This window comes from Mucilaginibacter sp. A5337 (genome assembly GCF_059690695.1).
Genome location: NZ_JCAWEC010000007.1, coordinates 268,469 through 283,611 on the forward strand (window position 1 = coordinate 268,469; position 15,143 = coordinate 283,611).

General features: G+C 43.3%; 7 protein-coding genes. All 7 read right to left on the minus strand.

Annotated elements, in window-relative coordinates; genetic code table 11:
* Positions 1-4: 4 nt before the first annotated feature.
* The 7 genes from AC59JO_RS23820 to AC59JO_RS23850 all read right to left on the minus strand — a co-directional run bounded on the left by AC59JO_RS23820 (position 5) and on the right by AC59JO_RS23850 (position 14,933).
* Complete coding sequence (locus AC59JO_RS23820; RefSeq protein WP_497308487.1) at positions 5-1,858, minus strand: glycoside hydrolase family 2 protein; 1,854 nt, start codon at positions 1,856-1,858, stop codon at positions 5-7.
* A gap of 1 nt (position 1,859) precedes the next feature.
* Complete coding sequence (locus AC59JO_RS23825; protein ID WP_497308489.1) at positions 1,860-2,966, minus strand: glycoside hydrolase family 43 protein; 1,107 nt, start codon at positions 2,964-2,966, stop codon at positions 1,860-1,862.
* Positions 2,967-2,981: 15 nt separating this feature from the next.
* The gene (locus tag AC59JO_RS23830; protein WP_413666943.1) at positions 2,982-4,217 is read right to left on the minus strand and encodes a DUF2264 domain-containing protein; all 1,236 of its coding nucleotides are present in this window, start codon (positions 4,215-4,217) and stop codon (positions 2,982-2,984) included.
* A gap of 268 nt (positions 4,218-4,485) precedes the next feature.
* Positions 4,486-5,805: a BNR repeat-containing protein gene (locus AC59JO_RS23835; RefSeq protein ID WP_497308491.1), complete on the minus strand. Its 1,320-nt coding sequence runs from the start codon at positions 5,803-5,805 to the stop codon at positions 4,486-4,488.
* A gap of 55 nt (positions 5,806-5,860) precedes the next feature.
* Complete coding sequence (locus tag AC59JO_RS23840) at positions 5,861-7,483, minus strand: RagB/SusD family nutrient uptake outer membrane protein (protein WP_497308493.1); 1,623 nt, start codon at positions 7,481-7,483, stop codon at positions 5,861-5,863.
* A gap of 19 nt (positions 7,484-7,502) precedes the next feature.
* Positions 7,503-10,487 (minus strand): SusC/RagA family TonB-linked outer membrane protein, encoded by a 2,985-nt coding sequence (locus AC59JO_RS23845; RefSeq protein WP_497308495.1) that lies wholly within the window; start codon positions 10,485-10,487, stop codon positions 7,503-7,505.
* Between the two features lie 375 nt (positions 10,488-10,862).
* Positions 10,863-14,933: a hybrid sensor histidine kinase/response regulator transcription factor gene (locus AC59JO_RS23850; RefSeq protein ID WP_497308497.1), complete on the minus strand. Its 4,071-nt coding sequence runs from the start codon at positions 14,931-14,933 to the stop codon at positions 10,863-10,865.
* Between the last annotated feature and the right edge of the window lie 210 nt (positions 14,934-15,143).

Sequence of the window (15,143 nt, forward strand, 5' to 3'; positions counted from 1 at the left end):
TGCGCTATCGGTTCAGCGCTTCTGCGCTTTTTTGTTTGTAATAGTTTTGAAGAATATAAAAGGCTTTCTTTTTGTTGCCTTTATCATCATAAAGCCCCTTGCGGTTCCAGCCTTCCTGGTACAGTGGGTTATTCCGTTTTGGCGACCGAAAATCGGCCATTACCCATGGCGAAAGGCCTACAAAATTTGCAGGCATGCGCTTAAACATGGCCACCTGTTCCTTAAAGTACCATTCCTGGTATTCCTCACTAAAGCGGGTCAATGAATCGGTATGAAAACCGGTTTTAGCTTCAGCCCCGGTTTCGCTGATAAATAAAGGTTTATTATATGGCGTACTCCAGCTTGTGGTGCGGCATTTATCGGGTGTGCCGCCATACCAGCCAAGGTATTCATTAAAAGCAACGAGATCAACAAATTTGCCCAGAGGGTCATCTACCACATTCAAATCTTTACCCGAACTGTAGTTTACCTCAAGCGCAGCCGATACCAGGCGGGTATCATCCAATTGTTTGGCCTTAATGATCAGGTTATGCATGAAATTTGTGCGGGTTGGGCTTACCGGTGTTTCATTCCCTACCGACCAGATAATGATACTGGCGCGGTTATGATCGCGGGTGATCATTTCATTAAGCTGCGCTTTTGCCTTTTCAAGCACCGCGGCATTGCCAAAATCAATAGTCCAGTAAACCGGGATCTCCGACCAAATCATAATACCCAGTGAATCGGCCAGCCGGGTTATTTTTTCATCGTGGGGATAATGTGCCAGCCTTACCATATTGCAGCCAAGCTCATGCGCCTGATTTAGCAATTGTTCGGCATCCTGCTGGCTGTAAGCTCTCCGTACATCCTGTGGTATTTCGCCATGGATACAGATCCCCCGTAAAAATACGGGCTTACCGTTTAGCAGCAACTGCGGACCATGCGCTTCAATGGTGCGAAACCCTATCTTATCTTCTGTTTTATCGGCACCGGCACTTATGATAACCTTATACAGCTTAGGCATTTCGGGCGACCATAGTTGCACCTTTGGCAATTTAAAGCTCACCTGCGTGAGCGCGCCTGTGGCAGCAAACTGCTTACTAAGCTTAAGCTCGGGTATTTGTACGGTGATATTTTGGCCGGTTGGCGGAACATCATTCAGTTTAACCCATCCGCTTACCTCCGGTTGTTTAGCGGGAGCTGCACCATTAGCAGGCTTTTTGAGCTGGATCACAAAATCGCGGATGTAGGTAACAGGCACTTCAACCAGTTTTACATCGCGGGTAATACCACCGTAGTTCCACCAATCGGTATTGAGGGTTGGCACCTCATCGGCATATCGCTTATTATCAACCTTAACCACTAGCAAATTATCTTTATCCTTAAGCAGCCCGGCCGGAACTTCAAAATTAAAGGGAGTAAAACCACCTTTGTGCATTCCAAGCTTTTTCCCGTTCAAATACACATCGGCACGATAATTAACCGCGCCAAAATAAAGGTACTGCCTGCCCCCATTGATTGATTTAACATAGTCGAATGATTTTTTATACCAGATAGTCCCCTCGTAATAGGTAAACTCCGGCTTTTGATGGTTCCAGTCGCCGGGCACATCAATACTAAACTTATCAATATAGCCGTGCTCCTTCTTTTCAGTTTTGTTAGCAGGGATACCGCTGTTCCAATATGCATCACCATTTTTTTCGTTAAGCTCCTTGTAGCGGTAATCATAAAACCCGGTTTCGTACGGGTCAACAATGTATTGCCATTTGCCATTCAGTTCAAGCGATTTACGGCTTTGGATATTGGTAATGAGGCTATCCTGTGCAGCGGCTGTACCCACAATGAGCAGCAGGCAGCATAAGCTTATGAAATTTCGCATGTTATTTCTTAAAAACATCAAGGTTCCAGTTATCCACCCAGTTTATTTCAATGTCATCGCCCTTAAAGCTGATAGGCAACCACAGGTAACGGCCATCAATAGCATCTTTAGGTGTCCATTTATCGGCTATGAAAATGAACGCATCTTTTTTGCCGGCCACAGGCAATACATGGGTGCTTTGGCCGCCATAAGTGATTTGACTATCCGCCCCCTGGCATGGATTACCGTGGTAAGTCCACGGCCCCCAAATTGATTTTGAACTAAACCAGCGGGCAGCATTTGGCGCCCAGCCGGTACAACCAGAACCTATCATGTAATAAATTCCGTTACGTTTAAACAAGGCAGGCGCTTCGGTTTGGTGGCCTATATAAATACGGATAAATTTGCCTGTATGGCCTGTATAATCGGGCGTTAATTCTGCCAGATCAAGTGTATAATTTTCTTCGGATGAAAAAACGTGATAAGCCTTGCCGTTGTCATCAACAAAAACGGTCATGTCGCGGGCCATTTGGCCGCCGGGAAGGTCGCGGCAAAAATATTTATCGGTTTCGTGAGCCGGATTAACACAGTTTATTTTATCTCCTTCGGGAGTAAGCGCCGGATAAAACGGCATCTGCCCCGGGTTAGGTCGGTAGCTTTTAATGAACTTGTACGGGCCGGTCACCTTATCACTCACAGCAACTCCGGCGCGTGCAGCGCTGTAACCTTTGCCCAATAGCTCAAGGTGAAACCACATTACATATTTTTTTGTCTTTTTGTTATAAACAACCTTTGGCCTTTCCAGGATACAGCCTTTTGCTATATCATTTGTAGTATCGCTCGAAACATTCAGCGAAATCCCCTCATCCTTCCAGTTGTACAGATCTTTTGACGAATAGCAATGAACCCCAACCATTGCCCGGTTGCCGGCATCACCGGCAATTTTGTGTTCGCCAAACCAATAGTATACGCCATTATTATACAGAATGCCTCCCCCATGGGCATTAATGTGTACCCCTTTATCATCAGGCCAAATAGCGCCCGGACTAAAACTGGTTAATTTAGTTTGCGCACGGCCAATGATGCTTAACAGCAAAAAGGCCGGCAATAAAAAGCGATAGTATTTCATATAAAGATGTTTGTATTATTTTTTGATATCAAGTGCATGATCGGCCGGCGCATCCTGGCCGCTCCAGATTTTAACGGCCGTCCATGGTTCGTCGGTATCTGCCCAAAAGGGATCGGTTTCGGGCAGTCCTAATGGTACAAATGCTGTAGCGCAGAAGTAAAGGCTGCCTGTTGTAATGTAAAAATCGGCAAGGCCGGGCTGCTTGCCATATAAACCCATATTAAGCCAGCCATCGGTAGTAAAAGTTTGCGGTGCGCCCAGCGTTTTTTTGATCATGGCTGTTAGCGCGCATCTTACCTGCGCCGGTTTCAGGCTTGCAGGCAATTGTTTTTTGTAGGCGATATTAGCCAGATGATGAAATGCGCCGCCCCGGTATACTATTGAACGCCCTATAGCGGGATAGCTCCCATCAGCGTTAATAAGGCGCTCGAGTACTTCGGCGTAACGCTGACCTACGGCCAGTTCGCGTTGCTCCTCGCGTGCATAAGTTTTCTTTTTGGCGTTAACCTCTTCCAATATGGTGCTTAGGTTTGGATGGATCACGATGCTATTATAATAATCGAGATGAAAGCTCATCCCATCCGAATACATGCCATCGCCAACATACCAATGCTCGGTAAATTCGCGGATGCCAAATTCAACCCTCACCGGATCGTAGCCCAGATCATATTTGCAAAAAAAGGCCTCTATCATCCCCGAAAACAAAATCCAGTTGGAGTAAACCGGAACAGTTGCGCGGGTAGTCTTCATCACTTCAACCACCTGTTTTTTGGTTACCTCATCGAGATGTTCCCATAGCCATGGGCTCCGTACCAAAGCAAAAGCAACAAACGAGGCATCAACTAAGGGCTGGCCACCGCTCCATTGCAGATAGTCTTTAGCTTGAGGATTAACCGCGTTTGCAATAGCCTTTAAAGACCATGCCCTGTATTGCTCACGAAGTTTTACCTCGGCAGCATCGCCGCCTTCCAGTTGTAACCATGGGGCGATACCGCTTAATGTGCGGCCAAATGCTTCCAGATAACCTACTTTGGCACGGCTTTCCTTATTATCAATTTTGTCGGACAGCTGCATCGGCATTTTTTCCTTAAGCTGATCGGCCGCGAGGTTGCTGATCACTGGCCGCGCTACCTTATCCATGTAGCTTAACCATAATTTCCGGTCAGGTACTTGAACTGTATTTTTTTTGCTTTGTGCCGATGCACAAAACGGCGTACTTATTAATATGAAGTAAAATATAAGCTTTTTCATCCGGGCTTTTTATTTGTTACGTTTTAATGAGGTACAACTTAGTAATCAGGAAAATCTCTTTTAAAATCAATAATAGACACGAGGCACCTAACGGAGCCCCAAAGTTTCCATTTTTGTTTCCTATAAGCACGATACTCCTCCGGAGTGTCTTATCAATTGCTTTAAACTCCGTAGGAGTATCGTGTTTATAGCCATTTTAATCCCATATATTGGCTCCGTTAGGTGCGCCGTGTTTTAAAAGTGATTTCCTTTACTTAGTAATTAATTATCAGGGCTTCCAGTCCAATACCTGTACTTTTGTTGGCGCTATATTGGCTTTGCCTTCGCCATCAACCTGGGTTACTTCTTGTACAAACAGGCTCAATGTTTTTTTTTCTTTCCATAGTTCGGTGTCATAAGTCGGTTCCCACTCTCCTACTGATTCAGAACTTAAATCATTAACCTGCCAGTTTGCATTTTGCAGATCACTGTTTACAGCTACAGAAACTTTATCGCCGCGTTCGATATCCCTGAAAATAATTGCAACTGATTGTTTCCCGCTCCTGTTCCAGGCAATGATCTGCGGACGAGATATCGGGATGCGTTTGGTACCTGTTCCGCCAAGGCTGAATGCCGTTTTTCTGAAGCCAAGGCTTTCCGAACGCCAGCTACTGCCGGTTCTAAAAACAATATGATACTGTGGCATAATTGAACTGCTATCGCGCCAATAGGTTGCGATAAAAGGATTGCCCTGATCATCGGCAAACATGGATGTTTGATTGATGAGCTCGCTATGCTGCGGTATTTTGCAGGCGTACTCCGCATTAGCGGCATTAATTGGAAGAATATATTTTTCGCCGGTAGATTTTTCCCAGGTTAAACCTCCATCGTTTGAACGGGCGTAGCACATGTCATGATTGCTTGCTACATCCGGTGTTTCGCGCCATACCCATGAAATATGGATTGTTCCTTTTTTGTCGATGCACATTTGCCAGTAGGCATTGCGTTTGCCTTCGCCATCGATAAGGTTTTGTTGTACATTAACCCATTTTTGAGTGTTTATACTATACCTGTTCATAACCAGGTTGCCATTGCCCGAACCACCATCGCGATAAACAAACAGCAGATCTCCATCCGGTAAACGATAAAACTCCGGGTAGCTCACCTTACTTTCGCTAATGCCTGTCATGCTTTGCTGCGCCGACAAAACAAGGCTTTCGGGCTTTATACTTTTAGCATAGTTCAAAGTCTGATTATGATGTCCCCAGGCAACATGCAAATAGCCGGCGCCGTCAACCATGATACTGATATCTTTATGGGCATCGGCAGCATCGGCTTTATATTGCGTTGCGGCAACCTGCCAGTTAACAGATCCGCTTTTTCTCTTAGCCAACACTAAAACCTGGTTGTTGTTATAATAAGCGGCATATTGTTCGCCATTAAAAGTAACCAATGAGTTTTTGCGGAACACCACCGTATTGACAGAGTTATTTGCCCAACCTAAACCTATAGTAGAGGTAGTTACTTGGCTGGTTTGGGCAGATACAGCAATAGCGCTTCCAAACAGGATACAAATAAAAAACAGTGATCTTAAATGGTATAGCTTCATAAAAAGTAAAAGTAAGGGCAATGGATATTGCCCTTACTTTTTATTTGTGTTTTAATTAATAACCCGGATTTTGCTCCAGCACAGCATCTTTATTCAATTGAATTTCAGACAGAGGAATAGGAAGCAGCAGATTTTTATCAGCTAAACCTGTTGTCGGGTGCTGGGCATCGCCAGAGTTAAGGCGAAGTGAGCGCTCAACCAGCGTACCGGTACGCATCAGGGTTTGACGACGGTTTTCTTCGCCGATAAGCTCCCTTGCACGTTCGTCTAATACAAAGTTAAGCGTCATTTGATCAGCGGTTACCTGCGGTGCATTAGCCCTTGTCCTTAATACGTTGATAGATGCAGCAGCATCTGCAGTTTTGCCTTGTTTAACCTGTGCTTCGGCAAGCAGTAGGTAGGTTTCGCCTAAACGCATCATGATAAAATCTTTGATCATAGCATAGCCAAAGGTATCATTAGGATCAAATGCGCCCCATTTGGTTGTGCTCGGACAAATCTTATACAAAGTATCCGGACCGGTAAACGGCACTATTTTGCCATAGTTGGCATTTGTTGGATCATTATAGTAGTAACGTCTTTTGATACTATACTGCGAATTACGAATATCGCCGGCAGGGTAAAGGCCATATAAAACCCAGTTACTCAACCTGAGCCTGGCAATACTGCGGCCGCCTAATGAGTCACAAATTACCATGCCGGCGATGTTATAGTAAGCGGCACCCCATACCCTGCGTTGCTGGGCGTTATCTGTATTACCACCAACTACCGAACTTGGATTTTCCTGCTCCAATACCCAGATAGCTTCAGAGTTGCCCTGTGCACGTCTTTCATTTCCATACACAAACATATCTGAATAATAATCGCCTGTTCCTCCGGCCCTTACACCATAGCGGGCTTTGATCAGGCTGAATTTACCACTGCTGATAACTGCCTGTGCCTGCTGCTCGGCCAAATCATTTTTACCCATGCGCAGGTAAACCTCGGCTAAAAGTTGCATGGCCATATATTTATTAGCACGGCCAACCGGTTTACCCTGAGCATTCAATTTTGAGGTGCCGGCATTCAAATCAGAAAGATTTGCACTTGCATAAGTAAGATCGCTAACAATGAGCGCATTTACCTCATCAAGTGACGCGCGTGTAAAATTGGTTTTGGGAGCTGTAAGCGGAGCTGTAACCAACGGTACTTTCCCAAACAACGTTGCCAGGTTATTGTAGGCATAAGCCCTGAAAAACTTAGCCTCGGCATCAATAGCACTTTTGCCTTTTGCTCCAAGCTTGGTGTTTGAAGGATCTTCAACCGAAGCTATAATGATGTTAGCGTTATTGATCAGTGAATAATATTTTCCCCAGATGTATGATGCAGCGCCATCAGTTGATGTAAGCTGTGCATAATTATAATAAGGCACTTCAATACCCTGCTGATTGGCTGTAGCATTTGCTACGTCGGTTCCTACCTGCCAAACACTTGGCCAGCCCTGTGCATTTGAATAGGTTAAAATGGTGCTTTCATAATTATACAAACCTACTGCAGCCGCCTCAAAACCCAGTGAATCATTAAGGGTTAACGGAGTATATGATGAATACGGCTTTTCGTTGAGGTATGACTTTTTGCAGGATGAAAATGCGGTAATAAGCACTGATATTGAAACCAATATGATCGAATACTTTTTCATGTGTTTATGTTTTATCAGTTTATTTTAATGAGATATTAGCACCAAAAACAAAAGTGCGCGTTACAGGATAGTTGTTAGTCCAATCGCCCGAGCCCCTGGTTGAGTAACTGTTTTCAGGGTCCCAACCGATCCACTTGGTAAAAGTGTGGAGGTTACGACCGCTTGCATAAAATGTTAAGCCATTCAGGTGTAGTTTATCAAGAATATTCTGACCGACTACATAGCTAAATGTAACATCCTTTATGCGGGTGTAGCTTGCATCGCGCGGATATCCGTAACCACGGGTATTTGTATACGATAGTGACTGGAACGAATTATTGTTATTAGTTGGTGTCCAGTAGCCAATTTCGGTCGGCGTATTCCTTCTTCCAGACTCGTCAGCGTAGTTCAAATCGGCATTATTGCGCAACATGCCCTGAGCTGTTTGGATGAATATGCTCAAGTTAAACTGTTTGTAATGAAATGTATTAGTGATACCTCCAGTCCATTTTGGAGTAGTTTGACCCTGTATCACACGGTCATCCGCAGTGATTTTACCGTCACCGTTTGTGTCGGCGAACTTAAGGTCGCCTGGTTTGGCTCCCGGGTCTTGTTTGGAGGCATCCTCGCCTGTTTGCCAAACACCGGTCATTTTGTAATCATAAATTACACTGATAGGCTTACCAATGAACCAGCGGTTACCCAGGTCATCTTTACCATCGCCGTAAAGGCTTACAATTTTATTGCGATTAAGCGCATAAACTATATTTGATTCCCAGCGAAAGTTTTTGCCGTCAATATTACGGGTATTCAGGTTAACCTCTAATCCCTTATTGGCTACCTTACCTATGTTATCCCAAACATTTGAATAACCGGTTATAAGCGGTAGGCTCCTTCTTAATAACAAGCCCGAAGTACGTGTACTGTATGCGTCAACCGAACCATTAATACGGCTGCCCAGCAAAGCGAAATCAACACCAACGTTTGCTCCTGTAGTGGTTTCCCAATGCAGGTTAGCATTACCCAGGTTACTTGCCTGCACACCAATTGTACTTACACCGTTAAAAGGCGAACGTACCGTTCCGTCGGTAGTAATGGTTTGATACACGCTGATAGCTTCGTTACCGGTTTTGCCGTATGATCCACGAAGTTTTAAACTGTTAACGATCGTTGAATTTTTAAGAAAGCTTTCCTGGTCGATATTCCAGCCTAAAGCGGCTGAAGGGAACACACCATATTTAGTTGTGTTAGCGCCAAATACCGATGAACCGTCCCGGCGGGCAGTAACGGTAACCAAATATTTACCTGCATAGGTATAGTTAACACGGCCCATTTGCGAGTTTAACGCATATCTGTCTGAATATGACGATGAGGTTTGGGTAGCACCGGCACCTAAATTATTGAATGAAAGTTCATCGTTAACAAAGCCTGTTGCAGCAGCAGTAGATGTAAAATACCTGCGGCGTTGTGCACTGTACAAACCGGTAAAATCCAAATGATGCTTGCCAAAATCACGGTTATAATACAATAAGTTTTCAATTGTGTAAGTGTTAGTTTCAGAGCTTGCCGCACTTGCACTACCGAGCGGGGTGTTTGCCAGGCGACCGCTATAGCTGTCAACTCTTGTCGGCAAATAAGTATAACCCGCATTTAAACGATATTTCAGTCCCTTTAAAACACCACCAAATTTCACTTCGGCATAGCCATTACCGTTAAGGTTTACACTGCGGTTTATCTGGTCGGTAGTCAGGCCAAGTAAAGGGTTAACATACAATTGTTCCGGCGCCATTGGATAAATAGTGTAGGTGCCATCGGCATTGTATTCGTTCCCGTACGGGCTCATGGCGGTAGCGTTTAACAAGTTTGCACGGCCTCCATCATAATTGTTATTGGCAAAGTAAGATGACATGCCCACTGTTAAAAAGTTGGTTACGTTAATATCCAAATTTGAGCGGATACTTACGCGGTTATATTGATAGCCTTTTACCACACCTTTCTGCTTAAGATAATCACCAGACACGTAATATTTTGTATCCGGGCTACCACCAGAGATACTTAGGTTATGATCCTGAATTACGCCAGTTTGGGTAACTTCCTTTACCCAATCAATAGTTTTACCGGCATTATAGTTTGGCAACTCGGTATAGTTAGGTACAGGACTCGTCTGTTTTTGGCCGGTTTGTGACATATAGTCGGCATATTTTTGAATGTATGCCGCCGGGTCACGCGGTTCAAGTAAATGAGCTATATTTTCAACACCGGCATAAGCGTTATAGCGGATAACCGGCTTGCCACCATTACCTCTTTTGGTGGTGATGAGGATTACGCCATTTGAGCCGTTTGTACCGTAAATAGCAACCGCCGAAGCATCTTTAAGCACCTCCATTGACGCTATATCATTAGGGTTGATATCATTCAATGAGCCTCCGCTTTTGCTAAGCGGGATTCCATCAACAACGATGTATGGGCCGGTACCGGCATTGATAGAATTTTGCCCCCTTACAATTGATGAAGGCTGAGCTCCCGGTACCGAAGATGTAGTTGTGATATTTACACCTGCTACAGCACCTTCAAGCGCCTGCAATACATTGGTTACCGGCAATTGCGATAACCGCGCTTTAGGTACAGACACCACAGCACCCGTAACGTCCGATCGTTTTTGCGTACCGTAACCAACTACTACAACTTCATTAAGCTGCTTGTTACTATCTTCAAGTACTATGTTTAATGTGGTGGTATTTTTTGTAACTACAATGGTTTTGGCTACCATGCTTACAAAAGAGATCTTCAGTGTTGAGCCTTCGGCAACCTCTATTTTAAATGCTCCATTAACATCAGTTGTGGTTGATTGGGTTGTACCCTGGATGTTTACAGTTGCGCCAGGCAGTACGTTGCCTGTAGCATCTTTTACAACACCTTTTACATTAATTTTTGTTTGCGCGTTTGCCAGTTGAGCAATGCCTGTAAGCATCATCATTAAAAGCAATACGGAAAAACTTTTTAAGAGAGTAAATCTATATTTCATAATTTAATTTGGTTTATAGGGTTCATTTAATTTGGAATTTTGGGTAGTAACTGAGCCTATCCGGGCCGGTTTAACACCACGGCATTAGCTGCCCGGTTGCGCATTTTTGAAATTTTCATTGCATTAATTTTTAGTTTATGAATTGCCGGCAATAAAATATTGGCACTGATTATTGCCTGCCGGTTGAAACGAAATAAGCGGAATTTGGCTTTGCGAGAGAGGGGTAAAACTATAAATTACCGGGGTCAAAACATACAAAAACACCCTCTTTTGATAGTTTTTGTAGAATACGCGAGAAAATAAGTGTCAAATTCACTCTTATTTTACTGCGAGAAGTTTTGTGGCAATGATTAATCGTACCAATAAAAGACAGTCTTATTTAGAAGAGTTTTTCTCAAACTCGTTCATACGATACGAAATTTGAAAGCTGGCACGATGTTTTTTGATAAAGTCAGACGGATTGATACCGTATTGCTTGAAGAATTGTTCGCGAAAATATTTCACATCACTAAAGCCAACCTGAAAGGCAGCTTCGTTAACATTACAATTGGTTTGAATGAGCAATTCGGCAGCTTTGCGCAGGCGTACAAAGCGGATAAAATTATTGACCGATTGCCCCGTGATATTTTTAAGACGTTTAAATAAGGTTGCATAGCTGATACCGATCTCCTTAGCCAGCACATATACATCAAACTTATCATCGGTAAAGTAATGCTCTATGACCGAAATGCAATTATTCAGAAAATCTTTGTTTTCCTGTGAGATACTGCGACCGGTGCTTTTCTTGGTAACCTCCTTATAAAAGTAATTCTGGAGCTCGGTTTTATTGCGCAACACGCTTTTTACCCGCGCTATAAGCAATTCTTTATCAAATGGTTTGCGTAAAAAATCAATGGCCCCCTCCTCCATACTTTTAAGCATAATATCCGGCGTAGTGTCACCGGTTAAAAGGATAACAGGGATATGACTTATAGCCTGATCTTCTTTAACAATCCGGCACAGGTCAAGCCCGCTGATACCATCCATTACAATATCGCTTATAATTACATCAGGGATATGTTTTTTAATAAGCTCAAGGCCTGTGGAGCCGTCCTGCGCCTCGATTACGTTATACCCCGGCGTAAAAATCTTTTTGATGTACGTACGGATCTGGTCATTGTCATCAATCACTATAAGTGTATGCCTGGCCGAACTGAATAGCTCCAATGCTGCAAGACCCTCATCTTCAGGTATAATATCTTTGTTATCGTCGCTGATAAGCTCGTTTACGTAGGTGTAATCCGGCACAACATCGTCAACAATAACATCTCCCGAAAAGTGTGCTTTACCTTTTGGCAAGGCAAGCACAAAGGTTGTGCCCCCATCAGGATTGTTGGAGTAGCTGATATTACCTTTATGGCTCTCAACAAACACCTTAACCAGGTATAAACCTATACCAAAACCTTTACGGAAATAGTTTTTATCCTTTGCCTGGTAAAATTTATCAAACAGCCTGTCGCCAGCCTCGGTATTGATGCCTATGCCATTATCAATTACTTTAAAATATACATAAACATCATCCTGTTCAATAGCAACATGGATAGTCCCTCCATCGGGAGTAAACTTTATAGCGTTTGAGATGAGGTTAAATAACGCTATCTCTATTTTTTCCAGGTCGCAGTATACCTCAATGGCATCTGAGCCGCCCACGAGGGTATAATTAAGGTGTTTAATTTTTGCCTGCTGAATAAAGCATGAATAAACCTCGTTACATAAGATAGCAAAATTTAACCTGCTCACCTTCAGCGAAGCATTTTCGCTTTCAGTTTTTCTGAAAAGGAGCAAATGATCAACCAAGCCAAGCAGGCGGCGCGCGTTGCGGTAAATCGTGCTCAACTCCTCCGTATTTCCCTTGCTTTGATTAAGGAGGTCCTTGATGGGGTTGATAATAAGCGTTAATGGGGTCCTAAACTCGTGTGACACATTAGTGAAAAAGGTAAGTTTCTTTTCATTAAGCTCCTTTTCTTTCTCTACCTGCAGGTTGGCCAGTTTTACTTTAAACCTTAACCGCGCCTGGTTTAACCGATATCTGTAAAAGGCGTAACCTATGGCAGCTATTAACGACAGGTAAATTAAATAAGCCCACCACGTGCGGTACCAGGGAGGCAGAACTATGATTTTAATAGCGATAGGCGCCGCCGTCCATTGCCCTTCTGTATTGGTAGCCCTGACTTTAAGCGTATAAGTACCTTCATTAAGGCGTGAAAAATATGCCGACTTTAGTTTGCCTACATAATTCCAGCCATGGTCCCAGCCTTCAAGGTAATAAGCGTAGGAGATCTTTTCGGGAAAAGAATACTCAAGCGCTGTGTAACTGATGTTCAGGGTAGCCTGACTAAATGGGACAGTTACTTTTTTTAATTCATTTAATGGCAACTTTTGTGCATAACCACTGTCGAGTTCAATAGACACGTTGTTTATTTTAAAATCAGACAGCATGAGCCGGGGCTGATGCGCGTAGGGGGCAATACTATCGGGCGAGAAAAGGTTAAACCCCTTTATGCCTCCGAACAGCATTTTACCCGACGACAGTTTTAGCGCTGCATTATAATTGAACTGGTTGCTTTGCAAACCATCGGATGCATTGTAATTGGTGATCTTTTTTGTGGTTACATTAAAGCTGGAAAGGCCATTGTAAGTACTGCACCATAAATTTCCGCTGTTATCTGCCAATATATTCAATATCGTATTGCTCGGTAACCCTGCCGATTCTGTATATCGTTTATACTGATGGCTGTTGATGTCATATTGCAGCAGCCCTCCGCCCTCGGTGCCAACCCAAAAATTGTGTTTAGCATCTTCGGCAATGGCCCTGATAGCCTGTCCAATAAAATAAGTCTGGTGTTTTTTATGCAGAATATCAATTTTAATCAGGCTGTTGTAGTTACCTGCCCATAAATTGCCTGCATGATCCTCAAAAAGTGCGTGAATATTCACCAGGCTGTTATCAAAAAGCTCGAACTGATCTTTGGCACGATTATACAAAAACAAAGCACCTCCCCAGGTGCTGCCGGCCCAAAGCCGGTGCTGCGAATCTTCGTACAGCTTCCAGAAATTCTTTTCTTCCTTTTTTTCTACCGGGTTGTAGCAACTATAGTGTCTAAACTGCCCTGTTATATTATCGAAGGCATCAATACCGCCGTTAAAAGTTGCTACCCATATTTTGTTGGTATAATCGTTTAAAATGCTTACAACAAAATTACTGCTGATAGATCCCGGAACATTCTGATGCACATAAGGGGTGAACGTATTTGTTTTAGTATTCCAGTAATTTAGTCCTCCGCCGTCGGTGCCTACCCATACATTATGCTGTTTATCTTCGCAAAACGACAGGATAAAATTATTGATAACACTGTTTTTATTGAAAGCATCATGTGCAAACAAATGAAATGATTTTGGTTTACGGTCAATAATGTTTACACCACCCCTTAAAGTTGCTATCCAAATCCGCGACTCTTCATCCTCATAAACAAAGTCAACAGCGCCACTACGTAAACTGTTCGGCGTTTCGCCGGCAGTAATGTAGGTAATATTATTGGTAGCAGGGTTCCAGACCTTGATGCCACCACCATTTGTTGTAACCCAGATATCGCCGTTTTTTGTTGTGGCCAGACTAAAAATATTACTGCTTGTTACTTTATTAAGCCCTATATCGAGCTTTACCGTTTTCCGGATAACAGGATCATATGAAAACAGTTCGTTACCCCATCCTGCAATTATTTTCCCTTTTCCATCGATGGTCATACAACCGGCATATGCCAGCTCCGGCGCAACGATCTTTATTTTGTCGGTTGCTGTATCATACCTGCCAAGGCCTGCCCCGTTTACCAGTACCCATACGGTGCCGTGTTTGTCCATCCGCGCGGCAAGTGTATTAAACCGCTGCTTGTTAACATCATAAAGTATCTCTTTACCAATGGTATCTGTTTTACCAAACTTGAGGAAGCCATATGTACCATTGGTGGCAAAAATATTGCCCGACCGATCGGCTACTATCTCATTGATATTAAACCCAATTTTAACTGGCTGATGCTTTTCATTATAGCAATAAAGGGCATGAAAGCGCGAGTCGGCATAATCAAAATACATGAGCCCTTTTTCAGTTCCCACATATATTCGTCCGCCGCTGGCATTAATGGATTTAATGTGGTTATTGACCAGCGAGTTTTTGTCGCCCCAAATATTCCGGAAAACTTTAAATGTGTAACCATCATAACGGTTAAGGCCGTCATAAGTGCCCATCCACATAAAACCATATTTATCCTGTGTAATACAGGTTACCGCGTTATTTGAAAGGCCATCCTCAATACCTAAATACCTAACCGGGAAACCAGGGCCTTTTGCTGAGGCTGTTAAAAAATAACATAAAAAGGGAATAAGCAAAAAGGCCTTTAATCGCTGAAACATTCGCCGTATAATCAATAACTGGTTGTTTCCAAAGGTATCAAAATGCAGCAGGCTTTCATTCGCAAATTTTATCCTGTTTTGGTACCACAGGAATTACAATACATCAAAAGCGTATCAGAAAACATAAAGAAAATAGCACAGCCGTTAACGACAAATAATTAACAATTAATTATATTTGGGATATTATAAACCGGTTCTTAATAAAGATTT